This window comes from Mucilaginibacter sp. cycad4 (genome assembly GCF_034263275.1).
GTDB lineage: Bacteria > Bacteroidota > Bacteroidia > Sphingobacteriales > Sphingobacteriaceae > Mucilaginibacter.
Genome location: NZ_CP139559.1, coordinates 4,598,847 through 4,625,821, shown reverse-complemented (window position 1 = coordinate 4,625,821; position 26,975 = coordinate 4,598,847). Strand labels below are relative to the sequence as shown.

Annotated in this window: 25 protein-coding genes; 7 read left to right on the top strand and 18 right to left on the bottom strand. The window is 43.5% G+C overall.

What is annotated here, in order from left to right; all coding sequences use genetic code 11:
• Positions 1 to 2: 2 nt before the first annotated feature.
• Positions 3 to 965 carry a phytanoyl-CoA dioxygenase family protein gene (locus SNE26_RS18555; protein ID WP_321555402.1) on the bottom strand — a complete coding sequence of 321 codons (963 nt, stop codon included), beginning with the start codon at positions 963 to 965 and terminating at the stop codon, positions 3 to 5.
• A 232-nt stretch (positions 966 to 1,197) separates the two neighbouring features.
• Here SNE26_RS18555 and SNE26_RS18550 point away from each other — a divergent pair, with 232 nt between their 5' ends.
• From SNE26_RS18550 to SNE26_RS18540, 3 genes are all read left to right on the top strand, one after another.
• A complete protein-coding gene (locus SNE26_RS18550) occupies positions 1,198 to 3,192 on the top strand; it encodes a M1 family metallopeptidase (RefSeq protein ID WP_321555401.1) in 1,995 nt (664 codons plus the stop codon).
• Positions 3,193 to 3,364: 172 nt separating this feature from the next.
• Entirely contained in the window at positions 3,365 to 3,682 is a 318-nt protein-coding gene (locus SNE26_RS18545; RefSeq protein ID WP_321555400.1) for a hypothetical protein, read from the top strand.
• A gap of 11 nt (positions 3,683 to 3,693) precedes the next feature.
• Positions 3,694 to 5,103 (top strand): AAA family ATPase, encoded by a 1,410-nt coding sequence (locus tag SNE26_RS18540; RefSeq protein WP_321555399.1) that lies wholly within the window; start codon positions 3,694 to 3,696, stop codon positions 5,101 to 5,103.
• Positions 5,104 to 5,926: 823 nt separating this feature from the next.
• Here SNE26_RS18540 and SNE26_RS18535 read toward each other — a convergent pair.
• The 4 genes from SNE26_RS18535 to SNE26_RS18520 form a co-directional block, all read right to left on the bottom strand.
• Positions 5,927 to 6,862, bottom strand: a complete 936-nt coding sequence (locus SNE26_RS18535) for an IS3 family transposase (RefSeq protein WP_321554647.1) — start codon at positions 6,860 to 6,862, stop codon at positions 5,927 to 5,929.
• 8 nt (positions 6,863 to 6,870) lie between these two features.
• Positions 6,871 to 7,272, bottom strand: a complete 402-nt coding sequence (locus tag SNE26_RS18530; protein WP_321554648.1) for a hypothetical protein — start codon at positions 7,270 to 7,272, stop codon at positions 6,871 to 6,873.
• Between the two features lie 118 nt (positions 7,273 to 7,390).
• Positions 7,391 to 8,125 carry a LytTR family DNA-binding domain-containing protein gene (locus SNE26_RS18525; protein WP_321555398.1) on the bottom strand — a complete coding sequence of 245 codons (735 nt, stop codon included), beginning with the start codon at positions 8,123 to 8,125 and terminating at the stop codon, positions 7,391 to 7,393.
• Positions 8,122 to 9,237: a histidine kinase gene (locus SNE26_RS18520; RefSeq protein WP_321555397.1), complete on the bottom strand. Its 1,116-nt coding sequence runs from the start codon at positions 9,235 to 9,237 to the stop codon at positions 8,122 to 8,124. Before SNE26_RS18520 ends, SNE26_RS18525 begins: the two co-directional genes overlap by 4 nt.
• 236 nt (positions 9,238 to 9,473) lie before the next feature.
• Between SNE26_RS18520 and SNE26_RS18515 the strand changes: the two genes are divergently transcribed.
• The gene (locus SNE26_RS18515; RefSeq protein WP_321555396.1) at positions 9,474 to 9,785 is read left to right on the top strand and encodes a hypothetical protein; all 312 of its coding nucleotides are present in this window, start codon (positions 9,474 to 9,476) and stop codon (positions 9,783 to 9,785) included.
• Positions 9,786 to 10,193: 408 nt separating this feature from the next.
• On the opposite strand, the gene SNE26_RS18510 is transcribed toward SNE26_RS18515, so the two are convergent.
• The 4 genes from SNE26_RS18510 to SNE26_RS18495 form a co-directional block, all read right to left on the bottom strand.
• Complete coding sequence (locus tag SNE26_RS18510; RefSeq protein WP_321555395.1) at positions 10,194 to 11,192, bottom strand: ABC transporter ATP-binding protein; 999 nt, start codon at positions 11,190 to 11,192, stop codon at positions 10,194 to 10,196.
• 138 nt (positions 11,193 to 11,330) lie between these two features.
• On the bottom strand, positions 11,331 to 12,164 hold the full coding sequence (locus tag SNE26_RS18505; protein ID WP_321555394.1) for an outer membrane beta-barrel protein: 834 nt from the start codon (positions 12,162 to 12,164) through the stop codon (positions 11,331 to 11,333).
• A 33-nt stretch (positions 12,165 to 12,197) separates the two neighbouring features.
• Entirely contained in the window at positions 12,198 to 12,992 is a 795-nt protein-coding gene (locus SNE26_RS18500; RefSeq protein ID WP_321555393.1) for a hypothetical protein, read from the bottom strand.
• Positions 12,976 to 13,545 carry an RNA polymerase sigma factor gene (locus SNE26_RS18495; protein WP_321560042.1) on the bottom strand — a complete coding sequence of 190 codons (570 nt, stop codon included), beginning with the start codon at positions 13,543 to 13,545 and terminating at the stop codon, positions 12,976 to 12,978. The genes SNE26_RS18500 and SNE26_RS18495 overlap by 17 nt, the downstream gene beginning before the upstream one ends.
• A gap of 157 nt (positions 13,546 to 13,702) precedes the next feature.
• Between SNE26_RS18495 and SNE26_RS18490 the strand changes: the two genes are divergently transcribed.
• Entirely contained in the window at positions 13,703 to 13,882 is a 180-nt protein-coding gene (locus SNE26_RS18490) for a type II toxin-antitoxin system VapB family antitoxin (RefSeq protein ID WP_321555392.1), read from the top strand.
• Positions 13,882 to 14,286 carry a PIN domain nuclease gene (locus SNE26_RS18485; protein WP_321555391.1) on the top strand — a complete coding sequence of 135 codons (405 nt, stop codon included), beginning with the start codon at positions 13,882 to 13,884 and terminating at the stop codon, positions 14,284 to 14,286. Before SNE26_RS18490 ends, SNE26_RS18485 begins: the two co-directional genes overlap by 1 nt.
• Here SNE26_RS18485 and SNE26_RS18480 read toward each other — a convergent pair.
• The 8 genes from SNE26_RS18480 to hemC form a co-directional block, all read right to left on the bottom strand.
• A complete protein-coding gene (locus tag SNE26_RS18480) occupies positions 14,283 to 14,822 on the bottom strand; it encodes a CopD family protein (RefSeq protein WP_321555390.1) in 540 nt (179 codons plus the stop codon). The two genes, SNE26_RS18485 and SNE26_RS18480, sit on opposite strands and share 4 nt — an antisense overlap.
• A gap of 87 nt (positions 14,823 to 14,909) precedes the next feature.
• Positions 14,910 to 15,929: a uroporphyrinogen decarboxylase gene (hemE, locus tag SNE26_RS18475; protein ID WP_321555389.1), complete on the bottom strand. Its 1,020-nt coding sequence runs from the start codon at positions 15,927 to 15,929 to the stop codon at positions 14,910 to 14,912.
• A gap of 168 nt (positions 15,930 to 16,097) precedes the next feature.
• The gene (locus SNE26_RS18470; protein WP_321555388.1) at positions 16,098 to 16,628 is read right to left on the bottom strand and encodes a hypothetical protein; all 531 of its coding nucleotides are present in this window, start codon (positions 16,626 to 16,628) and stop codon (positions 16,098 to 16,100) included.
• Positions 16,628 to 17,335: a response regulator transcription factor gene (locus tag SNE26_RS18465; RefSeq protein WP_090529686.1), complete on the bottom strand. Its 708-nt coding sequence runs from the start codon at positions 17,333 to 17,335 to the stop codon at positions 16,628 to 16,630. The genes SNE26_RS18470 and SNE26_RS18465 overlap by 1 nt, the downstream gene beginning before the upstream one ends.
• Positions 17,336 to 17,352: 17 nt before the next feature.
• Positions 17,353 to 18,228, bottom strand: a complete 876-nt coding sequence (locus SNE26_RS18460; RefSeq protein WP_321555387.1) for an ATP-binding protein — start codon at positions 18,226 to 18,228, stop codon at positions 17,353 to 17,355.
• A gap of 97 nt (positions 18,229 to 18,325) precedes the next feature.
• Complete coding sequence (gene hemL, locus SNE26_RS18455; RefSeq protein ID WP_321555386.1) at positions 18,326 to 19,693, bottom strand: glutamate-1-semialdehyde 2,1-aminomutase; 1,368 nt, start codon at positions 19,691 to 19,693, stop codon at positions 18,326 to 18,328.
• A 208-nt stretch (positions 19,694 to 19,901) separates the two neighbouring features.
• A complete protein-coding gene (hemB, locus tag SNE26_RS18450) occupies positions 19,902 to 20,873 on the bottom strand; it encodes a porphobilinogen synthase (protein WP_321555385.1) in 972 nt (323 codons plus the stop codon).
• 108 nt (positions 20,874 to 20,981) lie between these two features.
• Entirely contained in the window at positions 20,982 to 22,556 is a 1,575-nt protein-coding gene (gene hemC / locus SNE26_RS18445) for a hydroxymethylbilane synthase (protein ID WP_321555384.1), read from the bottom strand.
• A gap of 856 nt (positions 22,557 to 23,412) precedes the next feature.
• Between hemC and SNE26_RS18440 the strand changes: the two genes are divergently transcribed.
• Positions 23,413 to 25,923 (top strand): ABC transporter permease, encoded by a 2,511-nt coding sequence (locus SNE26_RS18440; protein ID WP_321555383.1) that lies wholly within the window; start codon positions 23,413 to 23,415, stop codon positions 25,921 to 25,923.
• Between the two features lie 105 nt (positions 25,924 to 26,028).
• Here SNE26_RS18440 and SNE26_RS18435 read toward each other — a convergent pair whose 3' ends face one another.
• Positions 26,029 to 26,751, bottom strand: coding sequence for an SDR family NAD(P)-dependent oxidoreductase (locus SNE26_RS18435; protein ID WP_321555382.1), 723 nt, complete (start codon positions 26,749 to 26,751; stop codon positions 26,029 to 26,031).
• Positions 26,752 to 26,975 lie beyond the last annotated feature (224 nt).

Here is a 26,975-nt window from a genome sequence, read left to right as displayed (position 1 = left end):
AATTATCGTTTTTTCTTGAACAGGGCCTTAAATAATAACTTAATTAGGCCTTTTCTGTTTTCGGTAGTATTAAATATATACTGGGTTTTATTAACTTTTAAATAGTTAAGTTTTTGGCCATTATAATTTGGTTCAGCTTTTTCGCCTGTTGCAATGTTGGTTAAATTGTGTCTTAAGAAAAGTTCATCAGTAACCATATTGCTTAGCATTGGTGTATAATAATAACAATCCTCAAAAAAGTAATGTGTTACCTGTGACCATCTTGATGAATCCGCTTTCAAAACTGGCATACCTCCATGTAATATATTGCTCGACCAAATTAAAACATCTCCCTTTTTTGCATGAAATACTTTCTTTTCAAATGAATTTACTTCTATTATTTCTTCTATAAAGTCCTCATATTCTTTGTAGTCGCCGTAGTTGTTGCTATCAGCACTTGCTTTGATTTGAGAAAAATTGTATTCGGGCAGCCGGTGTGAGCCAGGATAATAGAATAATGGACCATTTTCTTCTGTTATGTCCTCCAACGCAACCCATACACCGCACATGAATTTTGCAGGTAATGAACTAAAGTGTATAGTATCCGAATGAGCCCTTTGTTGTGTTCCTACACTAAAATTTAATGTTTGAAACGGGATCGGTTTTCTGCAGTAAAACAATTCCAGTAGTTTAAGAACAGGAGGATAAGAAGCTAAGTCACGGCACGCCTCTGAAACCTCCCAAAAGTCCTGAACCCTTTGTTTATCACGATAATTTTTTAATGGAAAATTGGCGTCAAAGGCTTTTTTTTCAGTTTCTTGTTGAACTTTATCAATCAAGCTTGCAGGGAAAAAGTTGCTTAACGTTGTAAAGCCATTTTCATGATAATCGATGCATAAGTTTTTTTCTTCAGCGGTCAGGTTTTTCGTCTCCAGGATCTTGTAAAAAAATGGGGATTCAATCCATGGGTAATTTGATGTTATCATAAGTAATAAGGGTAGCTATTTAATAAGCCGAGTTTTTCGTTTACTAATGCACAAACGTAAACATAAAACATAAAGTATGTATTGGAATGCTGATATTTTTAATCTACCTGATATATAGGCTTTAAGCATGGCTTTAATTATTTAATAACTCCGTAACAATCGTTTTACCAACGCTTTGCATCTGCCTAATTTGTAGTATACTTGTTCCTTTACGCAATTTATTTGACTGAACATGAAACTAAAACTGATGGCAGGTTGCAGCCTTGCCTTTATGTTGGCCGCAAGCGTGGGTTATGCCCAGCAGCCAGCGCCTACCACCTCTACCACACCCGCCGGTTCTGTTTACGATTATCACGAAACTTTTGGTCCTGGGTTTTACACTAAAAATGGTACCGAATTTCGCGCGGCAAGCGGTGAGCCTGGTGCTAAATACTGGCAAAACCGTGCCGATTATCAATTGAACGCCAAACTGAACGATCAAACCAACGAAATTACCGGTTCGGAAGTTTTAACTTATACCAACAACAGTCCGCAAACATTAGGTTTCATGTGGATGCAGCTTGATCAAAACTTATTTAAGCTTGATTCAAGAGGTACAGCCATCGTTCCCCCAGCCGGTAGCCGTAATTGGGGTCGCGGCGAAGCATTTGATGCCGGTTACAAAATTAAATCGGTAAAGGTTGCCGGCCAGAAAGGCGAATATGTTGATGTTAAATTCCTGATCACCGATACCAGGATGCAGGTTTTCCTTCCGAAGGAGATTGCAGCCAACGGCGGCCAGGCAAAGCTGAAAATCGAGTATTCATTCGTTTCTCCAAATTACGGATCTGACCGTATGGGCTACCTGCAAACCCAAAACGGTAAAGTATATACCATTGCGCAATGGTACCCGCGCGTATGTGTGTATGATGATGTGATGGGCTGGAACACCCTGCCGTACAGCGGCCCGGGCGAGTTTTACCTGGAATATGGTGACTTCGACCTGAATATTACAGCTCCTGCAAACCATATCGTAGTAGCCTCGGGCGAATTATTGAACCCACAGGAGGTATATACACCTGAGCAATTGAAACGCTGGGCAGCCGCCGAAAAAAGCGAAAGCACAGTGATCATCCGTTCGGCCACCGAAGTTACCGATCCCAAATCACGCCCGGCAGGTAAAACCCAGTTAACCTGGCATTTTAAAATTAAAAATGCCCGTGATGCTTCATGGGCTTCGTCAGCTGCATTTATTGTTGATGCCGCCAAAATGGATTTGCCAAGCGGTAAAAAATCAACTGCAATATCAGCCTACCCGGTTGAAAGCGATGGCAACGACGCATGGGGCCGCTCAACTGAATATGTTAAAAAATCTATTGAGTATAACTCGTCAAAATGGTTTGAGTACCCTTATCCTGCGGCTACAGCTGTTGCCGGTATTGTAGGCGGTATGGAATATCCGGGTATTGTATTCTGCGGAGCAAAAGCAAAAAAGGCAAGTCTGTGGGGTGTTAACGATCACGAGTTTGGCCACACCTGGTTCCCGATGATCGTAGGTTCAAACGAACGTATGTACGGCTGGATGGATGAAGGTTTTAACACTTTCATCAACACACTGTCTACCGCCAACTTCAATAATGGGGAATACAAAGGCACCCGTGTACCTGATATGCATGCTACAGGCGCTTTCTTTACCAGGCCCGATCTTGAGCCTATCATGAGCCAGCCGGCCAACCTGAAAGAAAGAAATACAGGTACTTTGCTTTACTCAAAACCAAGTGCCGGTTTAGTATTGTTGCGTGAGCAGATCTTAGGCCCTGAGCGTTTTGATTTCGCGTTTAAAACTTATATCAACCGCTGGGCATTTAAACACCCAACACCTGACGATTTTTTCCGTACCATTGAAAACGCGGCAGGCGAAAACCTGCAATGGTTTTGGAGAGGCTGGTTCCTGAACGACTGGCGCCTGGATGTTGCTGTAAGCGATGTGAAATATGTTGACAATGATCCAACCAAAGGCTCGCTGATCACCTTAGATAACCTGGGTAAAATGGCAATGCCGGTTATCCTGGAGATCAAAACCAAAGGCGGTAAAGTTGACCGTATAAAATTACCGGTTGAAATTTGGGAGCGTTACGCTTCATGGACATTCAAATATCCATCAATAGAAGAAATTGAATCAGTTACTTACGATCCGGACAAAGTATTGCCTGATTACAACCAGGACAATAACGTTTGGAAGAAATAGTGCCCCTCTAAATCTCCCCTAAAGGGGAGACTTAAAAGAAACGGCGACAAGTTTAGCTTGCCGCCGTTTTTGTTTTTTGAACCTTGTGCAGGTTTAAGCAGCGTCTAACGCATAAACCTGCATTACGGCTTCACAGTTTTTTCGTAAATTGCATCCACAATAAACTGAAACCATGGGACAGATTGTAATTGTTGCCTACAAACCTAAACCTGGCAAAGAAGAAGCACTAAAACAATTAATGCAAACACATTTGCCGCGCCTTAAACAAGAGGGGCTAGTAACTGAACGCGAATCCATCATCATGGAAGCGACCGATGGAACTATCATAGAGGTTTTTGAATGGCTAAGCGCTGAAGCCATTGCGAACGCGCATAGTAACAAAGCCGTGCAGCAAATGTGGGCTGAATATGCTGAGGTATGTGATTATGCTCCGCTGAATACTTTGAACGAGGCCAGTGATATGTTTGCCGGTTTTAAGCCTGTTAATTAAAAAGGATCTCTGTGCCCCTTACTTTAAATACAGATCAAAAAGCTGCATTCAAGGCAATCCAAAAATTTCTTGATCATCCGGCTGCTGATGTTTTCGTGCTGAAGGGTTATGCCGGTACAGGTAAAACCTTTTTAATGCAGCACATTGCACAATGGCTGAAGGAAAAGGAAAAGAAATTTTGCATGCTGGCAGCAACAGGCAGGGCGGCTACAGTTTTAAGGGGCAAAACAGGCTTTTCCGCCTCAACAGTTCACAGCGAATTATATAATTTTGACAAGATAGACGGTCTTGATGAAGAAACCCTGGCCGAAAGTTCAGGGGCTGGTATCGCCGGACAAATGACCCTGCAGTTTTTAACCCGCCCGGCAGATAGCGAAACCACCATTTATATTGTTGACGAGGCGTCGATGCTTTCGGGGGCACCGACCGAGGGAAATAATATCGCTGTTTTTGGGTCAGGTATCCTGTTGCAGGATTTTTTCCAGGTAGCCAGTAAAAGCAAGATCATTTTTGTTGGCGATCCCTGCCAGCTGCCGCCCGTAGGGCAAGCGTTTAGCCCGGCGTTAGACATTGATTGGCTGGCTAAACAGCAGCGTTTTCCGGTGTCAGTTAAGCTCTCAAAAATAGAACGCAATAAAGATGATAACGATATATTGGTTTTAGCAGGAGCTATCCGCGCCATGACCGAAAGCCGGGAACGGATCAAATTTCCTAAGATCCCGGCATCAAACCTTAACAATGTGAAGCTGCATACTACAGATGATGCTATGTTTAGCCTGTATGCAGCTAATTATAAAGCGGCTGGCCCCAATAGCTGCCTGGCCATAGCGCGGAGCAACAAAAAAGTACAAATGATAAACCGGGATATGCGCCGCGAGCTTTTTGGTTCGGGGTATGTGCCGTTGCAGGTTGGCGATGTGCTGCTGGTAACACAAAATAACTATTCGGTGCCGTTAACAAACGGAGACTTTGTTATCGTAAATGAGCTTGAAGAGGTGCAGCAAAAGCTCGGTATGAAATTCCAAAAAGTGCTGGTTACCGCGCTGGCCTCCGGGAAAGAGTTTAAGATGCTGCTTTCGTTAGATACACTTGAAAGTTTAAAGGGTAACCTCACCAACGAACAAGCCAAAGCGCTGATGATTGATTTTAACAATCAGATGAAGGCAAAAGGATATCATCAAAAGAGCGAACCATATAAAGAAGCCATGCGTGAAGATCCTTATCTCAATTGCCTCAAAGTTTCGTACGGTTACGCAGTTACCTGCCATAAAGCGCAAGGCGGCGAGTGGAACAATGTTTACCTGTTTTTAGATAAAAGCATGTACGGCGCATCCTACTATGAACTTTGCAAATGGTGGTACACCGCCGTTACCCGTGCAAAAGATGAATTGAATTTGGTGAATGACTGGTGGATTTCGTAGGAAGAGCTGTTCAGAAGAGATAAAAAAAGTAGGCTTGTGCGATTCCCTCCCTGGGAGCTACAGTGTGTACACATCTTTTAAATAAAAGAAAATGTCATTTCGATTGAGCAGGGGCGGGCTAAGAAGTGGGGCGAAAGAGAAATCTTCTACATCAGGCTCTACAATCATACTTATAAAATAAAAGCAGGGCGTAGAAGATTTCTCCTCACCCCCTGCGCGAATTCTCCCACCAGGTTCGTTCGAAATGACATTTTTTTCAATTATTGATAGAATTTAAAAGATGTGTACACACAGTAGCCCTGGGAGGGTGTAGAGAGGGGTTTCGTCGATATGCCTGTTGAGTGGCAAAGCGCACGTTCCCTCAGGGTCTCTCGCAGATTTAGGTTAACCCACAAAATTTTCCAACCTTATAATTTCAACACGGCACCTACGGAGTCGAAAAACATGCTCGTTTAGGGCTATAAACACGTGGCCCCGCTGGGGCCGGCAATATTTTATAATATAATCAGCATGGATGGTGTGCTATACGGCCTCAGAGAGGCCACGTGTTTATAGACAAAATTTAAAGAGATATTGGACTCCAGCGGAGTCTCGTAATCGTAAACTTGCTTTTCAACAACTACTTAGTGCACGTTTAGATTTTGTGGGTTAACTTAAACTCGCAGAGGACCCTGAGGTTCACCGCGTTCTAAATATCTATCAGGATACTCAGAACGGCGAATCAGCTTGGCGTATACCTCAGGGTCCTCTGCGAGAGACCCTGATGGGACGTTGATATGCTGTCTCGTCCTAAAAAAAGTTTACATTTTATGAGATAGTCCTGTTATGTATTTACAAGTGTAGTGATGTCCTGTGATACGTTTACAATGTTAGTGTTTTTGCGATAATAGTTCTTCCACAATTTTTGAGGTAGCAAGCTTTTATCATGCACATGTTGGGGCGTTAGCAGACCGATACTGAAGTGTGGCCGGTGTTTGTTATACAACTCGATAGCTCTATCCAGTAATTGTTTTGCTTGTTGCTTATTCTCAGGCCGGTGATGCTTAAGATATTCTTCTTTAAGAATGCCGTTCATTCGTTCAGCAACGGCATTCTCTAATGGGTCACCGTTCTCGGTCATACTGATCTTGATGTATCTGTCCTGTAATAGCTTTACATAGCTTTCTGTGCAATATTGCACTCCCCGGTCCGAGTGATGTATAAGTGCCTCCGGCAATTGTTCAGGCAGGTCTTTTAAAGCCATTTTCAAGGCCTGTATCGTTTCGATCGTTTCTAAGGTATCAGCCAAATGATAGCCAACTACTTTGTGCGAATAAGCGTCCGTTATCAAACTGATGTACAAATGTTCTTCTTTTACTTTCCAGTAGGTGATATCGCTTACCCACAGTTGGTTAGGCCTGACGACCTCCAGGCTGCGTATGATATTCGGCCATCTGTTGAACCGGTGACCCGACCAGGTCGTCACATGCCGCCTGCGGCGTTTCTTTACTAACAGTCCATTAGCTGACAACAGGTCGAACAGTGCATCCCGTCCCATTTTAATGCCATGATCAAGCAAAAAAGGGTGCAGCTTTTCATAAAGCTTCCTGCCACCCATTGCCCGGTGGTCTTGGCGAATGCTGACAACCTCCTGCAATATAAGTGTATCCTCTATTCCAGATGCTTCTTGTTGCCAAAAGTGCTGATAATAGGCCTGACGGGTAATACCAAGTAACCGACATAATCGTACAAGGCTGATCCTTGTATACATGTCTTTCATCTCATGGATCACTTGGTATCCGACTTTTTTCGGATAGGAATATTAAGATCACGTTCAGCAATCTCGATCATACGCTTGTACATTTCACTGCGAAGCTGCTCATCTTCAAGCTGACGTTCGAGTTCTTTGATGCGTTGTTGTTCTTGCGACAAGGCACCTGTAGGCGGATCTTTATGGGGCTTCTTTGCGGGCAAGGATAGTGGTTTTACTGATGACAAATATCTGTCTTTTTCCGGAACTTCTGCATAACCTAACTTCTGCATCCAACGCGTTATGCCACTATGTATCTTGATATCATATTTCCTCAACAACGCCTTTTGACTAACACTGCCAGCCAAATACTCTTTGATAACTGAATGCTTAAATTCAAGTGAATAATGTCCTTTTCCATCAATAATGATCTTTTCCATGTAGTTTATTTTTGTGTAAACTCATTTCAGGACAAGACATGCCTCCGTGCGGTTGCCGCGCTGCGGTCGCAATTGACATGATTTTTGACCCACAAGCTTAATTATCTCTTAAAGTCCATCACCCCATCTGCAACCGTTCATTCTTCAATTTTTTCTGAACATCCTGCTTATAATTACGGCCGATAGGCAGTTCATGCCCGGCAACGTCCATGCTGTAGGCATAGAAAGAATCTATTTTGTTGAGCGCTACTATAAACGACCGGTGAATGCGTACGAACCGGCTCTCGGGCAGCATCTCTTCAAGCAGGCTGATCTTTTGACGGGTGATATGAACCTGGTTGTTTACGGCCACTACTTTAACATAATCGCGCAGGCTTTCTATCCATAAAATATCATTGATATTCACCTTGATGGTTTTACGATCTACCTTCAAATAAATGAACGTATGTGTATCGCTTACTGGCTCTTCGTGAGTAATAACAGGTTTGCCTTTATGCTCGTTCAATTGATAGATCTTATCTACCGCACGTAGAAAACGCTCGAAAGAGATTGGCTTTAACAGATAATCAACCGCGTTCAGCTCAAAACCATCAAGCGCGTATTCGCTATGGGCGGTAGTGAAAATGACTTTAGGCGGATTTTTAAGGTTTTTTAACAGATCAGTCCCTTTTATTCCGGGCATCTGGATATCGAGGAACATCAGATCGATAGGTTTTTGTTGCAACAGGCGAAATGCTTCAATACCGTCATTGCAGGTAGCGGTAACCTCCATTTCGCTAAAACGCGCGAGATAGTTTTTCAACACCTCAATGGCATGTGGTTCATCGTCAACTATAAGTGTGCGGATTTTCATGCGGTTACCATTTGTTGTGCAGCAGATTGTTTTATGATTTTCAGGTCGAGGTCAAGTGCCACAAAAAAGGTATCTTCTTCGTTTACGATCTTCAGGCGCGAGTTGTGAGGGTAAAGCAGGTTAAGCCTTTTGGTAACATTCTTTAACCCGATATGCCCGGGTGTATCGCCCACCTCAACCGGGTGCTCAGGCTTGCTGTTGGCCACTTTAAGCTTAAAGTGGTTTACCGTAACGCTGATATCAATGTTGATCCAGGTGGCGCCAACCTGTTCGCTGGTGCCATGTTTAAAGGCGTTTTCAATAAACGGCAATATCAGCAACGGCGCTATGGTTTTATCTTTTAAATTACCGGTGATGGTAAAGTTGATATCAATGCGCTCTTCATAGCGAAGTTTTTCGAGCTTTACATACTGCTGCATCATAAACACTTCCTTCTCCAATGAAACCTCATTATCCGAGCATTCATAAAGCATATACCGCAATAGGTCCGACAGGCCAATAATGGCCTGCGGCGATTTTGGTGAGTTATTGAGGCTTAAAGAGTAAAGGTTATTAAGCGTATTAAATAAAAAATGCGGATGTACCTGGGCTTTCAGTGCATTGAGTTCGGCTTCGAGGGCAGCCTGTTTACGCTCGTACCACATTTTAAATAGTTTGATAGCCAAAACAAAACCCGTGAACAGGTTGGTGCCTTTAAAGGAGTTTACCAGGCTTTGTCCGTCCATTAGTTGCTCAAAAAACGGGCGATGGGTAGATGCTATATAATCCGCATCAGTTACGTGCATCACCCGGATCAGGTATGGGGCAACAAAAAAGATCCCGATTGTACGGCTTATGAACATACACGCAAAAACAAGCGGTATCAGCATCAGGAAGAACATCACATACCGCTTTTCAAAAACATACCTAGGCACCAACCAGTAGGCAATGGCATAGTAGTAAGCAATTTGAATGGGCATGTACAAAAGGTTATTACGAAACGATACCCAAAAATTAGTTTGGAAAGAATAAAGCGTCGTGATGAAAAACGATACGATCACCCAAAATATCACGTGCTGCCAGAAGCGTGGCAGCTTAACATTATTGAGCATCAGATCGAAACCATTATTCATATAGCTAATTTACTGCAAAACAGTTTAATTGAATTGCTTTTAAGATGAATTGCGACAAACTGCAATCATTTGATGACGAACTACAAAAATTAAACTACTCCGGTATCTTTTTGAGGTTGAATGTTTATTCATCGTGTTATAACGCTGTTTATCTTAATTGAGGGGTAGTGCGCCTATGTTGTTTTCATAACATTTTATAAGCCTTTAATTTTAGTTCATAAATTAAAAATAAGGCCATGAAAAAGTTAATTATCACAATTTGTATCCTGGCATTTGCAGCAGCTGCAGTGCAGGCTCAGAATAAAATAGCAAACGCACACGGTTTTTGGGTGGTTGAACATAACATTAATTTGCCCCGCGTACAAACCATTAAGTTTTATAACGATAACAATAAGCTGATATACGAGGAAACAGTTTACAGCAAACTCAACATTAAAAAGAAAAAGACCCGCCTGGCGCTTGATCAGGTCCTTGATAGGTTGAACGAGCGCACAGCTTATATCGAAAATAAGAACCTCGTAATGCTGAGCCTTAATTTAAGGAATTAAGATTTTTTTAAATATACGTTTAAGAAACCGGTTGCCAACGCGAGGTATGGCGCCGGTTTATTTTTTGTAGGAAATTCTTTTCCGTTCCCGTCAGCAGGTAAGCTTCGGGTGAAAGCGGGCAGAACAATGGTGGCCTTGAGCGCAGGAAAGGGCATAGCAAGTTTTTGCAGAAGGGAGGGGAAAGTGCGAGCGCAGCAGGGCAAAATAATTGCAGCCCGTGGTTCTGTCCGGTTTGCAGGGCAAAGGCCTGTGCGGCAAAGAAGCCTCCCTGCTGACTTGACTTTTTGGTTACTTTTGTGTCAAGACAAAAGTAACAGCCACTCCGCGGCGATTGAGCGGGCCGATGATGTTATGTACAACTAAAGCATATTCTTACCCTTAATCGGAAGTTTGGTAACGAGTTTTCTACTAATATTCCAGATACTTTTCCACCCTTACCGCCACAAAATCCCCTTCAGTATATTTTCCTGTCTCTTCACTCAAAACCCGGAGAATAATACCGCCATGCTCAAGGATCAGATCCTCATAAAAACCTTTAAACAGTACCTGCTTAACACCCCAGCTTTTTACTGCGGCTATCAGCTTTATTTTGATCTGCTCAGGATAGATAACGGCATATTCCTTTGATGTCTCAATACCGCAAAGGTGTGCTTCATGGGCAGTAAGTACATTGCAGTTGCTCAAAAGTTGGGCTGTATAAAGATATTTAGGGTGCTTGTATAATGATTTAGGTGCCCCGTGCTCCACTATTTCGCCTTTATTAAGTACGATAAGTTCATCGGCCATGGACAGCACTTCGGCTGGGTCGTGTGATACCATGATCACAGTTAATCCTGTTTCTTTAACTATCTGCCTGATATCATGCTGTAAGCCTTCCCTGAATGAAGTGTCAACCTGGTTAAACGGTTCGTCGAGCAGTAATACCTGCGGATGGGTGATGATGGCCCGGGCAATGGCTACGCGCTGTTTTTCGCCGCCGCTTAGGTCGGCTACACGCTTATCGGCCATGGCAAGCATGTTCAATTGTCTAAGTACCCTTTCGGTTTTCTCCTGTTTGGCTTTAAGATTGGTAGCAGGGAGCATAGCTGCTACGTTATCCCAAACTTTGGCAAACAGGTTAAGATCATCGGTATGCTGGGTTACCATTTTCATGGCATCATGACCGGGGATCAGCTTTTCTTCAGGTCCCCAAATGCGTTCGCCTTTAAAGTAAACAGTACCTTCATCGGGAGAAAGCAGACCGTATAACAACCGGAGTAAAGTGCTTTTACCACTGCCGCTTTCGCCGATTATAGCTGTGATCTTGCCCGGCTCAATGACCAGTCCGGTTTTTTTTACACCGGCCTGTTGTTTTCCCGGGTATATTTTACTTACTGCAACTGCCTGCAAAAAAGGAATCTCTGACATCAGGGGCAAAGATAAACGTTTGAACCATGATTTGCCTGATTTAAGGATTATTGGATAGAGCAGGTCATCTATCTATCTACTTATCTATCATGGTAATCCCTGAATCCTGAAAATCATGGTTCAGAATCATGGTTCTGTTTAAAAGCCAAACGTCAAGCCAAACGAGAAGTTCCTCAACCCTTTTTGATCGGGACTGTTCTCAAACATATCGTTGAAGTAATACTTGGCGTACAGGCCCATGATGCCGTAACCCATGCGCACAAATACACCTTTGCGCAGTTTCGCAAAATGATAGTCGTCATTGAATTTCTGTTTGCCGTTTTCGTCACTGATCTGTTTTACACGCCCGTTAAGCAAGATGCCAATCTCCGGTCCGGCAACCAGCCTGAAGTAATTCCCCCGGTCGTCTTCGTGGCTGCGGTAATAAAATGACAGGGGAATCCGCAGATAACTTGATGAAAAGCGGTTTTTGCTGAAGTGGATACTATCCTGAACGTAGGTAAGCACGGGTGCGTTACGCTGTATGGTGATATCGTTACGGAGGCGGATATGTGTCCAGTCGAAACCGCCGGATACGTAAATTTTGAAGGAGCTGTTAAAGCGGTAGCCAAACTGCAGCACATCAAAACCAAAGTTGCTGGTTTTCCACTGGCGATAGCTCAGGAACTTGTTTTTGCTTGACAAGGTAAAGCTGCCGTTATCAATCAAAGTAGCAAAGCCAAGGTCGATCCTTGAAAAGGTTACCCCGAATGAAAAGCCCGGTGCTTTATGTGCGTGATAGGCGGTATCAGGTCCGTTACTGTTAATGTTTACCTGCGGCACATCATCGCCAAAGCCAAGTTTTACCTTAACATGCTTGTTATGGGTGGTGGTAGTATCCGTGGTGTTTTTTGCAGAGTCTGCAGGGGTGCTTTGAGCAAAAACAAAGCCCGCGGCAAAACATATGATGATGGTAAAAATAAGGCGTTTCATATTGTTGTGGTATATCTATCGTTCGCTAAAATATTATTTATCTTTCTCTTTTTTTACTTTAATGAAGCCCAGGTTTAAGCCGGTAATGGTGGCGTCATCTTCGTCGGTATTGCTAAATTCAATCACTTTGTCTTTACGTTTGTCAACCGCTGCTATCACTACGTTAAAAACATCACCGAGGCTGCGGATGCGATGTTTTTTAACAGGTTTGGCAGTTGCCGGGACAGATTGGGCAAGTGTTTGCGCTATCAATACAGGCTGTACTTTTTCGCTGTTAATAATGGCTGATTTTGGGCTGATCCTTGTTGCTGTATCCGGGGCATCGGTTTTAACAACATGATAATCTACGGCAGGGGCATTTGCCAATAAGGGCTCATCTGCATGGGCAGCTGCAGGTGGTTGGGCAGTAACTACGGGCTGTTGTACAAATGGTGTCAAATTGGGTTTAGTTTTATTAACGTGCGCTATATTGTTAACAGGAGCTATAACCGGATTTGCAGGCACTTTGTTTTGAGCCGGGGCCGGAGGTACCACGGGCTCAACTTTAACGGCAACAGACGGTTTTACCGTTTCATGCGTTTTAACTATCTCGGTTGAATGATGCTGGCCATTGTCCTTAACCGGTTGTTTCGGAATAAACAGGATGCCGGCTGTTATCAGCAATACAATTCCCGCTGCTGCGCTCAGCAGGAGCAATAATGTTCTTTTGCGCTTATCGCCGTTTAGTTCGGAGCTGATGCCCTGCCATACACCGGCCGATGGTTGTATCTCCAGGTCATCAAGCTTTTGTTGAAACAGCCTGTCCAGCTCCTTATCCTGCATATCCATAACTTTTGCCCTCCATTTTAGCAATTTGTTCTTTCAAAATTGTACGTGCCCTTGATAACTGCGATTTAGAGGCACCCTCGGTAATGCCCACGATTTCTGCAATCTCTTTGTGCGAGTAACCTTCCAGCGCATAAAGGTTAAACACGATCCGGTAACCCGGTGCTAATTGTTGTATCATGCCCATCAGCACTTTTGCATCCAGGTTGGCCGCAGCTATCGGGTTAACAGATGGCTCATGCCCGGCTTCGTCAATCTCCACCATCTGCATCATTTTATGATGCTTGCGGTAATATTCAATTGAACTGTGTACCATAATGCGCCTAACCCAGCCCTCGAATGATCCGTGGCCCCGGTAGTCATCCATTTTTTTGAAAACCCTTATAAAGCCATTCTGCAACATATCTTCGGCCTCCATGCGGTCGGCGGCGTAGCGCATACACACCCCCAGCATTTTTGAGGCGAACTGTTTATAAAGCAGTTCCTGTGCCTTCCGCTCGCCTGCCCGGCAGCGGTCTATCAATTGGTGAATGGTATATTTAGGTTCCAAAAACATCATTTATAAGTAAGATGGTATAGTGATGTAAATGGTTGCATGGGGATGTAAATAATTTGACAAATAGTTTCCCCTGTAGGAAGACGGGTTATAGGTGAATGTAAGAAAAAGTATTTTATTTGACTATTTTTGTGTATATTTATTAAAATTTATGTGTATGAGAACGAACGTTGATATTAATGATGAGCTAATAGCAAAGGCTCAGAAACTGGGTAATATAAAGACAAAGAAAGCTGTAATTGAAGAAGCTTTGAGATTATATGTTACAATTGAAAATCAAAAGAAGCTTGCTGAATTATGGGGGAAAGTCGAACTTGATGATAAGGCTTTTGAATAATGGATATTATTCTGGTAGATACGTCCGTATGGGTCAACTTTTTTAAAGGAATTGAAACAGATTCAAGCAAGTTTTTGAGGAACAACCTGGCAAATATCATAGTGGCAACCTGTCCTACAATAATGCAGGAGATATTACAAGGTGTAGTTTCAGATGCCGAAGTGAAGAAAATTAAATCTTATTTCGATAGCATGACTAAATTAAAAGGAGATCCCTATGTAACTGCTACTGAAGCTGCAAGCCTATATCGGGATTTAAGAAAAAGAGGTGTTACTGTACGCAAACCAAACGATTGTCTGATTGCAGTTTACGCAATAAGGAACAAAGTAACTCTTTTAAATGATGATAGGGATTTTTATTTTATTGCAGCACATTCACCTTTAAAAGTGATGAACTTTAATTAAGATTCTTTCTTCTCCCTATACCGCTTATAGATCTTCACGGCAATCATCAATATCACCCCTAAAGAAATTATCCCAACTACACCGAATACCCAGCTCAAAGCATCCTTTTTTACAGCAAGAAAAACGATGGCAAACAGGAAAACGGTAGCGAGCTCATTCCAAAGGCGTAGCTGGCTCGAAGTCCATTTGAAAACACCATTGCGCATTTGCTTGATTTTGGATTCGCAAATGTGGTGATAGCCCACCAGGCCAAATACAAAAGCTAATTTGATATGCAGCCAAGGCATTTTTAACCATACAGGGCTTAAGTACAACATGGTGCAGCCTGCCAGTATGGTAAGCAACATAGATGGCTTGGCTATCACGTTCCACAGCCTGCTTTCCATGATCTCAAATTGTTTGGAAAGTATGGTACGTTCCGGCTCGGGTTTATCCTGTGCTTCGGTGTGATAGATAAACAAGCGCACAATATAAAACAGCCCCGCCATCCAGCAGACTACAAAAATGATGTGTATGGCGAGAACGTATTGGTACATTAGCCCCCCGGCCCCCTAAAGGGGCAGTTTTAAATCGTTTCTATTATTGTTATCCCTCCGTTACTCCCCCTTTAGGGGGCTGGGGGGCTAATATTCTTTTATCACTTCTACCGCGTACTTCACGTTATCAAACGGGATATCAGGCATAATGCCGTGACCCAAGTTGAAGACGAAGCCGTTTTCGCCTTTCATACGGTCGAACAGGCGGTAGATGCGTTCTTTAATTACTTTTTTATCAGCATAAAGAATATGCGGATCAAGATTACCCTGTACCGCTATGCCTGCCGGTAAGCGTTTTTTGATATCTAACAGATCAACATTCCAGTCTATCGAAATTACATCCGGCTTAGCCTCGGCCATCAGTGGTGCAAAAACAGAACTTCCTTTGCAGAACGAGATCACCGGGATATCTTTACGGTTCAGCTTGCTGATGATCTCCGCAATATAACGGTGGCTAAATTCTTTATAATCATCCCATGCCAAAGCCTGCGCCCAGCTGTCAAAGATCTGTACCGCATTTACGCCCGCAGCAATCTGCATGTTCAGATAATCTGCAGTAACAGTTGCTATTTTTGATAGCAGCTGATGGGCCATTTCCGGCTCATTGTGCAGCATCAGCTTGGTGCGTTTAAAATCTTTTGATGATCCGCCTTCAACCAAATAGCTCATTACGGTAAACGGCGCTCCTGCAAAACCTATCAACGGGATGCGGCCGGCAAGACGCTGCTGAATTACTTTGATGGCATCGCCAACGTATTGCAGTTTATCCAACACATCAGTTTGTAATGCATCAACATCTGCCTGTGTACGTACGGGATTAGCAAACAGCGGACCAACACCTGCGTTAAAGCTCAGGTCGCCGCCCATGGCTTCGCCGGTTACCAGGATATCTGAAAACAGGATAGCGCCGTCGATGCCTAACAGGTCGACAGGCAGCATGGTAACATCGGCAGCAATCTCCGGTGTTTTGCACATTTCAAGGAACGAGTATTTGTTTTTAATGTCCCAATACTCTTTCATAAAGCGGCCCGCCTGCCTCATCATCCAAACCGGGGGGCGTTCTGTTTGCTCCGAAAATGCCGCTTTTATTAATAACGAATCTCTCATATTTTGTGGAGAGGCCGGAGGCCTCAGAGTCAAGAAGTCAAGAATCAAGATGCAAGAAGGAAATCTCGTCCCCTCTTGACTCTTGTTGTCTTGTCTCTTGACTCTAATTGTCCTGTCTCTTAATCTTATTTTACTGTCTCGCGACTTTCTTGTCTTGACTCCTGACTCTTAAAGTCTTGTCTCTTTTTTCAACTCCTGCTGAAGTCGGCTTATCACTTCCCTCATTTTGGCAGTTATTTTTTCTTTATGCTGCTCGGTTAATTGTAAGTAGGCTTTGGCTTTTTCAAAATTACCACGCCTGATGCTGATATTGGCCACGCTAACAAGTGCGGCTACATGATCATTAACCGAACGTAAGGGATATTGTGCCGCTATTTCATAGTGCATTTCTGCCCCTTCAAAATCCTGCTTTTGCAAGCATAAGCCACCGTATATAAATTCATAATATCCCCGGCGGTTTTTGCTGAGCCATTCGGGTTTCATGATCTCATTTAACGAAGCAGCGGTTTTATCATAATCCTTTACATGAAAATGTTTGGATGCTACAACTAACGTGCCCTGCCTGAAATAATCCCAGATGAGCAGGATGATCATCATTACTGCTACTGCTGCAAGCTCATAAATACGGAAATACACCAGTACACCTAACGACAGCAGAAAAATAAACGCAATGAATATACGTGTCCTGTTACTGAACATTAATGCTGGTTATCGGTAAATTTATAGCCTACGCCACGGATAGAGTGAAAATAAACCGGGTTTTTAGGATCTGGTTCAAAATACTTACGGAAGGTTAGGATGAAGTTATCGATAGTACGGGTTGACGGATAAACGTCATAGTTCCAAACGGTTTCCAGGATCTGCTCGCGCGATACAGCATCATTACGACGCTCAATCAACAATTTAAGCAGCATGGTTTCCTTTTTGGTAAGTGCGGTAATGGAGCCATCTTCATTAACCAGTTCAAACGAGTTAAAATGAATGGTTTTATCGCCTATTTTGTAGCTGTTAAACTCTTTCAGGTCTTCACCTTTCAGGCTGCGTTTTACCAGGTTGTTCACCCTTAAAATAAGCTCTTCAAGGTTAAACGGTTTGGTAAGATAATCATCAGCACCTTTTTTTAAGCCCGAGATCTTGTCCTCGTTGGTGTTTTTAGCCGTAAGGAACATGATAGGTACTTCGGTATTTTCAAGCCTGATGGTTTCGGCTACTACAAAGCCGTCAATCTCGGGCATCATTACGTCAAGTATCACGAGGTTAAAGCGTTCTTCTTTAAACAACTGTAAAGCTTTTTTTCCGTTTTTAGCCGGAGTTACCTTATAGCCTTCCAGCTCAAGGTTAAGCTTAATTGCTTCTAACAAATGCTCTTCGTCTTCGGCCAATAAAATTCTTTTTTTGTTGGGCATATTATTCATGTCTTAATTTAGGTTAATCCAAATGTAACTTCAAAAATACTACCAGCCGGGCGGTTGTCCTTAACCCTGATGCTGGCCTGGTGTTTATCCAACACCTCCTTAACAATATAAAGGCCCAGTCCGGTACCTTTGGTGTTACGGGTTTCTTCGCTGCCTACGCGGTAAAAACGCTCAAATATGCGGGTTTTTTCCTCGTCGGCAATACCAATGCCATGATCGGCTACCTGTAAATAAACTTTATCGTCTTTTGAGAACAGCTTTACCCCAACAGACGAGCAGGGGCTTGAATATTTTACAGCGTTTTCAATTAAATTGGTTACCACTGATGTAAGGGCAAACTTATCACCAATAATCTCCACCTTTGGCTCAATCTCAGCCTCGATGATCTGCTGGTTGCAATCGCATTTGGAGATCTGTAGGCGGTTAACAATACTGTCGACCAAAACCGAAAGGTTAAAGCTGGCCTTAGGAAAGCTGTATGAGCGGTTCTCTATTTTAGATGCAAGCAGCATGTTTTCAACCATGTCGTCCAGACGCTCCACATCGTTCAATGATTTCTCAATAAAATCAAGAAGCTGTTCTTTGGTCAGATGGCGTTTCTGAATAGTTTGCAGCAGGATCTTGATAGAAGCCAGCGGTGATTTCAGCTCATGCGTTACCGAAAGCAGGAAATTCTTTTTTTGCTCCTGCAGTCGGCGCTCTTTATTGAAAGAACGGTGCAGGTTGATAGCGCCAATCAGAAACACGGCCACAAACATGGCCCCTTCGCCCAGGATCATACCGGTACGGCGTGGTTGCAGCGTAACCAGCATATAGCCCCACCATACCAGTTCGGCAACGGCATAGGTGATGAGCGCGTAAAAAATAACGAATGACTTTTTCATAAACCCCCTCTAAATCTCCCCCGAAAGGGGAGACTTTCTATGATTATTTTAATGCCACCTCGCAATAGTCCTCCCCTTTGGGGAGGGTTGGGCGGGGTTATTTACTATTGAATACCAGATCCAAACTATCAAATATAGCACGTTTTGTTTTCTCCAGGTCGGTTTTGGTATGGGCTGATGATATAAAGCCAACCTCATAACCCGACGGGCCTAAATAAATGCCCCTGTTCAGCAACTCGCGGTGGAACTTTTTGAATTTCTCCATGCTTGATGCATCAATATCTTCGGCTTTACGAATATACTCTTTATCTGTAAAAGCAAACCAAAATATGGAGCCTATACCAAACACCTTAAATTTATAATTGCGGGCAGCGGCAAAACGCTGGATAGCTTCTACGAACTCTTCTGTTTTATTGTTCAGGTCGCGGTAAAAGCCCATGCGTAAAAGCTCGCTGAGCTGGGCAATACCGGCGCCCATAGCAACCGGGTTACCTGATAAGGTACCTGCCTGGTAAACCGAACCCTCGGGCGAGATATTACTCATGATAGCTGCCGATGAACCATACGCACCAACCGGCATGCCGCCGCCAATAATTTTACCGTAAGTAATGATATCAGGTTTAATTTGATAGTAGCCGGCAGCACCCTCAAAACCTACACGGAAACCGGAGATCACCTCGTCAAAAATAAGCATGGTGCCGTTTTGTGTACAAACGTCGCGCAGGTATTGCAGGTATTCTTTTTCCTGTAAAAGCAAACCGTTATTGGCCGGCACGGGCTCAATGATCACCGCTGCAATCTGATCTTTAAATTCTTCAAAAGCTTTAGCTAAAGCCTCTTTATCGTTAAGCGCCACTACGATAGTTTCGTCGGCAACTGATTTAGGGACACCGGCTGATGAGGTTTCGCCAAAGGTTACCAGGCCTGAGCCTGCTTTTACCAATAAAGCATCGGCATGACCATGATAGCAGCCTTCAAATTTCAGGATCTTATCGCGTTTAGTATAGCCTCTTGCCAACCTAATAGCCGACATTACGGCTTCGGTGCCTGAGCTTACAAAACGGATTTTTTCAATAAATTTATTGTTTTTCAGGATCAGTTCGGCCAGCTCATTTTCTAAAGCAGTAGGTGCTCCGAAGCTCATGCCGTTTTGCATAACCTCTATAACCTTTTCCCTTACTTTGGCATTGTTATGACCGAGGATCAGTGGTCCCCATGAGCAGCAGTAGTCGATAAACTCGTTACCATCAGCATCCCAGATATGGCTGCCGTCGCCTTTTTGAATAAACAGCGGCGTACCATAAACTGATTTAAAAGCCCTCACAGGCGAGTTAACCCCACCCGGAAAATACGTTTGCGCCTTAGCATAAAGCTCCGCCGATTTTTCACGACTGATATCGGGCCTGCCCGTAGTATTTACCGGTTCATCCTCTGCTGAAAACATCTTTTTTATTGAATCGAACATATTGTAAGCTTAAAGCTAATTTTATCAAAGCCGTCATTGCGAGGGACGAAGCAATCGCGAACTATACAGGGCGAACCTGCCAATCGGGGATTGCTTCGTGCCTTATAATGACGGTTGTTTTATATTTTGGTTTTTCCTAATCTCTTATCTCTAACCTCTGACCACCGGTTATTTCCTAACCTCTTATCTCCAACCTCTAATCACTACCCTACAACCATTTATTCTCCAAAACCTCTTTGGCATGATAAGTTAAAATAGCTGTTGCGCCGGCACGGCGGATGCTGGTAAGCACCTCGGTAATGGCACGCTGCTCATTTAACCAGCCGCGTTGTATAGCGGCTTTGATCATGGCATACTCGCCGCTTACGTTATAGGCGGCGACAGGTAGTTCGGTATTATCTTTTATCAGTTTAATAACGTCAAGGTAGGGCAGGGCCGGTTTCACCATCAAAAAGTCGGCGCCTTCCAGTTCATCCAGTTCGGCTTCAATCAGGGCTTCGCGCTGGTTGGCCGGGTTCATCTGGTAAGTTTTTTTATCGCCAAACTTTGGTGCAGAATTTAACGCATCCCTGAACGGGCCGTAAAACGCGCTCGCGTATTTAGCCGAGTATGACATGATGGATACATTGGTAAAACCATTATCATCAAGCACATTGCGGATATAACCTACGCGACCATCCATCATATCCGATGGGGCAATGATATCGGCTCCCGATTGTGCATGAGCCAGGGCCATTTTACCCAAAACGTCCAACGTTTCGTCGTTCAAGATCACGCCATTTTCCACAATGCCGTCGTGGCCGTCGCTGCTGTATGGGTCCATTGCCACGTCGGTAATAACACAGGCTTCCGGGAAATTTTTCTTTACCTCGCGGATAGCGCGCAGGTACAAACTTTCATCGCGGTAGCTTTCGGTAGCAAATTTGTCCTTCAGTTCTTCGGCAATATTGGGGAACAGGTCGAAAGAGTTAAGCCCCAGTTTAAGGCAGCTCTCAATTTCGCGCAGCAGGTTATCGATAGAATAACGATAGATACCCGGCATTGATGCCACTTCACTTTTCTGGTTAACGCCATCAATAATAAACAGCGGGAAAATCAGGTTAGCAGCGCTAACATGCGTTTCCTGCACCATCTGGCGGATCACTTCACTTTTGCGGTTCCTTCTTGGTCGTTGTAACATATGCCCCCCAACCCCCCTAAAGGGGGAGTTTTCTATTTTAATTTATTAATATTTCAGTTATATGTACGCCTTATCCGCTTACTCCCCTTTAGGGGGTCGGGGGGCGACTTATAACCCAAACACGGCCTCTGCCAGCCCAACTTCGTCGGGTGAGTAGGGGAGCGTGTATTTTACACCCATTTCATCAAATTTTTTGCCGGTTGATTTACCAATGGCCACTACCTTTTGGTAGGGATCAAGCAGGTTATCGGCAAAGTAAGCCTCCACGTTTGATGGACTGGTAAACACCATCACATCAGCGCCGCTGGCTTCCACATCTTCTTCCAATACAGTTTCATAAACCGGTAGGTCGATAATTTTGGTATCGGCAGATAAGCCTTGTTGGATACTCCTCATGGGGCTTTCCGCTCCGGGGAACAGTACTATCTTACCGTTGGCCAGCTTGGCAAATTCTTCAGCCACTTCGGCGGTATCGGTGCCTTCGCCCACATAGTCGGTAAAGTGGCCTTTGCGGCGCAGCATTTCTTCACTGCCGCTGCCCATTACCCCAAATTTTACCTTTTTAGGGAATTGCGGGTTGAGCTGGAAAAAATATTCAACAGCGTTTTTGCTGGAGAAGAATACCCAATCAATATTTTTTAAGATATAGGAATCGAAGCGGGTGATCACGGGAACGGTACGGATCAATGAACGGTCTTCTATTTGAATGCCATGTTTTTCAAGTGCTTTGCGGAAATAACTTTGCTCACCAAGTTCACGCGAAATAAACACGCTTGCAGGGTGTTTACGGCCTTTGGCAAATTTGGCTACTACTTTTTCTGCCAGCCCTTCGGTGGTTGATGTTTCTAAAAACAGCCTGTCCGGAAACTGGTCACCTTCATCAGCCTTAGAGGTAAACACCTGGAAAAGGCCATCTTCCCTGCGGCAGTAACAGCCCAAAGGCAGGTGGCAGCCGCCGCCAAATAATTTCAATACGGTACGCTCAACAGCAAGCTCTTCGGCTACATCAGTATGATGTAAAGCCTGCAGTGCGTCAAAAAGTTCGTGATCTGTTTCGCGGATCTGGATAGCTAATGCGCCTTGTGCAGGTGCGGGGATCAGCTCAACCGGGGTGATCTCTTCCACATGAAACTCGCTCAGGTCGAGGCCTAAACGGGTAACACCGGCTTTGGCCAGCATAATGGCATCATATTTTTCATCGCGCAGCTTACCTATGCGGGTAGGCACGTTGCCGCGCAGGTCTTCAATTTCAAGGTCGGGGCGGTGGGCCAGTAACTGGGCTTTACGACGGTTTGATGAGGTACCCACAATAGCTCCGTATTTAACAGACAGCTTTTGGTGCACATCAACACAATCCTTCAAGATCAACAACAGTTCAGCCGGGTCTTCCCGTTCTGAAACTGCTGCGATGATGAGTCCCGGAGGATTTTCAGTTGGCAGGTCCTTATGTGAGTGGACCGCAATATCAATGGTGCCGGCTATTAATTCTTCTTCTAATTCTTTGGTAAAAAAGCCTTTACCCTCCAGCTTATCAAAGCTGAGGTTCAGGATCCGGTCGCCCTGGGTTTTAATGATCTTTAACTCGGCGGTAATGTTAATGGCAGCGAGGCTGTCTTTAACGAAATTGGCCTGCCATAAAGCCAATTCACTGCCACGGGTTCCTATAATCAGTTTTCTGTCCAAAAGAATGAATGTTTGCAGCTGCAAATTTAATTTTTTATGCCGATGATAAGGTACACCAACTTAATGAATTATTGTTAATTGCAACAAAATGACTGTAATGTGTGGCTTTAGCGCTGTGCAAATATGTCTTTATATCGGATACATAGTAAGCGGGCCACAAGCCGGGAGGCTTGCGGCAGCAGTATCTTTATATATCGTTATCATTGTAACAAAGTGGGTGTCCCAATTTTTTGATTCCCGAAAAAAAATTGGAAAAAGCCCGGCGCTTCTTTTTCCTGAAAATAGGAATGTTCCATTTTTTGAGAGTGAAACAGTGAAACGGGTTTAAAATGCTATTGTTTGATATTCAGTATTTTAAGTTTTTACACGAAACATGTTTAATGTGTTGATAATCAGTATTTAAAACTTCTTGGAGTGTTTGTTTGGTGTTTCAGGGTTGCTGAAGATAGGGGCTGATTTTTAAGTTGATTTTTATACGTTTTTTGAGAGTTTTTTAAATCGCCGCGGCTGTTTGAATTGGATGGTGACAAAATGCTGCCACCATTGGTTAAAGCAGGGATGCTTAGTTTTGTGGCGTTCTCTGTATATGACGAAGCTACGCTTCGTCAGCCCGATCCGTCCTGGTTAGGAAAGCGAGATTGCAAATGAAATTTAAAATACCATCTGTCTGCTTCCGCACGGTTACTGTCCGTAAACGGACGATGTGTATGTTTTTTTAACAATATTACTATTTGATATACAGTTAATTATGGTGGTGGTATAATTTTGGTAAAACAGCCGGGTAATAGGTAAGGATGACATATCCTATGCTAAAAACCGGTTTCTGATTTATCATTAACACTAAACTTAAACACTTATGCTAAAGATCAACCTCGTACTCGCTTTAAGGAATATTTTTCGCAACAAATTGTATACGGGCATAAATATTATCGGGCTTGGTATAGCAAGTGCGTTTTGTATATTGGTTTATCTGCATTTAAAAAACGAACAATCGTTTGATAAATTTCACAATGATGCAGGACAGTTATACAGGGTTGAAGAAACAGGTATAAGTGGCCCGGCTGAAGATGATAAAAAGAGCAAAAGTTTTTTTTCGTTTTTAACAAAAGAAGAGGATGAGGAGAATACAGTAGTCACCCCGCCTGTTTTAGGGCCCGACCTAAAGCGAAATTTTCCCGAGGTTGAGCGCACTATAAGGTTTGATGGCTATTATAAGCCGATTATTAAAGTAGGCAACCAGAACTTTCAGGAAGATGGACATACGCTAACGTTTGTTGACGCCGATTTTTTTAAGGTGTTTAATTATCCCCTGCTGCAGGGCGACCCTGAAACTGTATTGTCGGGCCACAACCAGGCAGTGATCAGTGAGCGTTTGGCAAAAAAATATTTTGGCAATGCCGATCCCATCGGTAAAACAGTGATGGTCCCCGGAGATTCTATACCGGTGCCGGTAAGTATTGTCGGTTTGATGAAGGATTTTCCCGCCAACTCCAGCATGCAGTTTGATATGGTGATGCCGCTTACTTCAATGGACGGTTATACTGAAAAAATGAAGAACGGGCTTAACACATTTAGTGAAATACTCATCATAAAGCTGAAAAGAGGAACTGATATAACACGTTTTCAACATAAACTGGATGCTTTTTCCAAAAACTATTTTAAGCCATTACAGGAGGTTGCTCAAAGCCTGGCACCAGAAACTAAAGTGCCTGGCACCTACATTCGTTTAAGGCCATTTACCGATGCGCATTATAATAGCGGCGGTGCCTGGAACCACTACAGCAACTTGAAAAATATTTACCAGCTGGTATGCCTCGCGGTACTTATTTTGGTAATAGCTTGCTTTAATTATGTATTACTTACCCTTACTAATGCGGTTTCACGTTCGCAGGATGTGGGTGTGCGCAAAACCATTGGCGCAGGCCGTGTGCAAATTATATTCCAGTATTACACCCAAACACAGGTGCTGGCATTTATTTCGGTAGCGGCGGGTTTTTTGCTGGCCGTTATAGCTATTCCCTTCTTTAACCATATTACCGGGGCAAGTATTTCGTTAAACAATTTTTCGTTTGCCGACCTGGCTGTATTATTAACAGCGTTGAGCCTGGCGCTTGGTGTACTGGCCGGGATCTATCCGGCTTATGCCATGTCGGGCTTGAAACCGTTAAATATTATGCGCGGTTTTTCGGCTTATCGGATAAGCCCCATATTATCCAAAAGTCTCATAGTGGTACAATTTGGCGTTTGTGTGGTACTGGTACTATCATCGCTCATTATCAATAAGCAAATGCGTTTTGTTAACCAAACCGAAATGGGATTTGATAAAGACCAGGTGGTGATGATTGAAAACCCATATGCATTTACAAGTAAGCAACAAGCTGATGGTTTACAGCGTCAACTTTACCATTGGGCAGATACCCAGCCTTTTATGGCCGGTACTGTTGCCACTTCATTTTTATTTGGCGGCTGCAATATCAATACACATACGGTTAACGGAGCTAAAGTGCAGATTGATCATTTGAATGCCGATTTTGATTACTTTAAATTCAATAAAATACCTATAGTGCTGGGCAGGGATTTTTCGCGCGATATAGCAAGCGACAGTGCATCGTTTGAATTAACCGAGGCGCAGAAGAAACCAGAAGGGACTAAATTGAGGCATAATACTATTATTAATCAAACACTGTACAATTTGCTTGGTAAGCCCGCCTTAAATGTTTATAACCCGACCATTGGCGGGGTGATTATTGGTGTTTGTAAAGACTATCACAACCGTGACCTTACGCAGGCTATAAAGCCCGGCTATCATACTGTTAACCGCGGGCGTAATTTTTATATCTGGTTTAGGATCAAGCCGCATCAAAGCATCCCGCTGGCAATGGAAAAGCTAAAAAAGGAATGGAATGGCCTTACAAACAACCTGCCGCTCAATTATAGTTTTTTGGATGAAAAAGTTGCCGAAAGCTATGAGGCTTATTTAAAGTGGATGACCACCATAACTACATCATGCGCCATCGCTATTATTTTGGCTTGCCTCGGGCTGTTTGGCCTGTCGGGCCTTACTACTATTAACCGTACAAAAGAAATTGGGATCCGTAAGGTATTAGGCGCATCGGTAAGCAGCCTGTTTTTGCAGCTTAACCGTGGTACTATATACCTGGCCGCCGGTGCATTTGTAATAGCAGCCCCTTTAGCCTGGTATTTAGCCAACGAGTGGCTGCAAAACTTTGCATATCGTATTAAGCCGGATTGGCTGTTGTTAACCGAAGGCGCGATAATATCCATACCAACAGCTCTTATAGCGGTAAGCTATCACACATTGAAAGCTGCCAGGGCAAATCCGGTAGATAGTTTGAGAAATGAATAAGGAGGTTATAAAAACTCAGCAATATGAGCATAGCGGATAAATAGATGGAAAAACAAAACATCCCTTTTTATTGAACAATGGCTGTTTTTATCAAATTAAAACAGGTTACCAGCCTACCTCTCCGCCATCTTTAAAAAATTTTGCGGTAACATGCGGTTGGGATTGGGTTGCCAGCTTCACAATAGGTAGGGCACCTTGTTTGGCAGTTTTTGCCCCCTGAAATTGATTAAGACCGGTAGCTGTATATCCCGGTGTAACACTATTAACACTAATACCGGTATCATAAAGCTCATTTGCCAGCATTACCGTAAAAGCGTTTAAGGCTGTTTTTGACGAACCGTAGGCGTGGTATTTAGCCCGGTTGGAATTTCGTTCCGCAGCGGTGTGCACAGCGAGGGAGCCGGTTTCACTGGAAACGTTGATGATAGCCCCCTGGCCTGATTTTTTTAGCAGCGGCAGAAACTCCTGTGTGGTTTGAACTGCACCAAAAAAATTGGTGTCGAATATCCTGCGCAGGTTTTCGATAGAAACAGCAGCGAGGTTTTGAGGCTGGTCGCCGGCAATTCCCGCATTGTTTATTAAAATATCTAACGAACCAATTTTAACCTCCAATTCCGCTCTCGCCCCACGCACACTATTGATATCGGCCACATCTATTACTATAGTTTCTACATTAGTTATGCCCAACTCTTTCAACTGCCTGACTGCTTCAAGCCCGTTTTCCTGATCCCTGCTGCCTAAATAAACATAACAATTTAGTTGTGCCAATTGCCTGGCGGTTTCAAAGCCGATCCCTTTATTTGCCCCGGTGATTAATACTGTTTTCATAGTGAGATTTTTGATCGTGTTTTTCAGTAATTTTAGCTGAAAATGTAAAGACAAAAAAATATAATTGATTTATAAACCGCAATGCACAATCAATTGCAGTTATTGGATTATTCATGGGTTGGGAGAATGCCGGGTGCTAAAAATTTCTGGTTCAAACCCGTACAATCCAATGTTCGCTTTTATTACAATAGCTTTGCTTGTGAAATATTATTTTATTGTATATC

Coding starts and splice junctions, on each gene's coding strand:
- SNE26_RS18555 (WP_321555402.1), bottom strand. CDS start 965: ATGATAACATCAAATTACCCATGGATTGAATCCCCATTTTTTTACAAG.
- SNE26_RS18550 (WP_321555401.1), top strand. CDS start 1,198: ATGAAACTAAAACTGATGGCAGGTTGCAGCCTTGCCTTTATGTTGGCC.
- SNE26_RS18545 (WP_321555400.1), top strand. CDS start 3,365: ATGGGACAGATTGTAATTGTTGCCTACAAACCTAAACCTGGCAAAGAA.
- SNE26_RS18535 (WP_321554647.1), bottom strand. CDS start 6,862: ATGAAAGACATGTATACAAGGATCAGCCTTGTACGATTATGTCGGTTA.
- SNE26_RS18530 (WP_321554648.1), bottom strand. CDS start 7,272: ATGGAAAAGATCATTATTGATGGAAAAGGACATTATTCACTTGAATTT.
- SNE26_RS18525 (WP_321555398.1), bottom strand. CDS start 8,125: ATGAAAATCCGCACACTTATAGTTGACGATGAACCACATGCCATTGAG.
- SNE26_RS18520 (WP_321555397.1), bottom strand. CDS start 9,237: ATGAATAATGGTTTCGATCTGATGCTCAATAATGTTAAGCTGCCACGC.
- SNE26_RS18515 (WP_321555396.1), top strand. CDS start 9,474: ATGAAAAAGTTAATTATCACAATTTGTATCCTGGCATTTGCAGCAGCT.
- SNE26_RS18510 (WP_321555395.1), bottom strand. CDS start 11,192: ATGTCAGAGATTCCTTTTTTGCAGGCAGTTGCAGTAAGTAAAATATAC.
- SNE26_RS18505 (WP_321555394.1), bottom strand. CDS start 12,164: ATGAAACGCCTTATTTTTACCATCATCATATGTTTTGCCGCGGGCTTT.
- SNE26_RS18500 (WP_321555393.1), bottom strand. CDS start 12,992: ATGGATATGCAGGATAAGGAGCTGGACAGGCTGTTTCAACAAAAGCTT.
- SNE26_RS18495 (WP_321560042.1), bottom strand. CDS start 13,545: ATGTTTTTGGAACCTAAATATACCATTCACCAATTGATAGACCGCTGC.
- SNE26_RS18490 (WP_321555392.1), top strand. CDS start 13,703: ATGAGAACGAACGTTGATATTAATGATGAGCTAATAGCAAAGGCTCAG.
- SNE26_RS18485 (WP_321555391.1), top strand. CDS start 13,882: ATGGATATTATTCTGGTAGATACGTCCGTATGGGTCAACTTTTTTAAA.
- SNE26_RS18480 (WP_321555390.1), bottom strand. CDS start 14,822: ATGTACCAATACGTTCTCGCCATACACATCATTTTTGTAGTCTGCTGG.
- hemE (WP_321555389.1), bottom strand. CDS start 15,929: ATGAGAGATTCGTTATTAATAAAAGCGGCATTTTCGGAGCAAACAGAA.
- SNE26_RS18470 (WP_321555388.1), bottom strand. CDS start 16,628: ATGTTCAGTAACAGGACACGTATATTCATTGCGTTTATTTTTCTGCTG.
- SNE26_RS18465 (WP_090529686.1), bottom strand. CDS start 17,335: ATGCCCAACAAAAAAAGAATTTTATTGGCCGAAGACGAAGAGCATTTG.
- SNE26_RS18460 (WP_321555387.1), bottom strand. CDS start 18,228: ATGAAAAAGTCATTCGTTATTTTTTACGCGCTCATCACCTATGCCGTT.
- hemL (WP_321555386.1), bottom strand. CDS start 19,693: ATGTTCGATTCAATAAAAAAGATGTTTTCAGCAGAGGATGAACCGGTA.
- hemB (WP_321555385.1), bottom strand. CDS start 20,873: ATGTTACAACGACCAAGAAGGAACCGCAAAAGTGAAGTGATCCGCCAG.
- SNE26_RS18440 (WP_321555383.1), top strand. CDS start 23,413: ATGCTAAAGATCAACCTCGTACTCGCTTTAAGGAATATTTTTCGCAAC.
- SNE26_RS18435 (WP_321555382.1), bottom strand. CDS start 26,751: ATGAAAACAGTATTAATCACCGGGGCAAATAAAGGGATCGGCTTTGAA.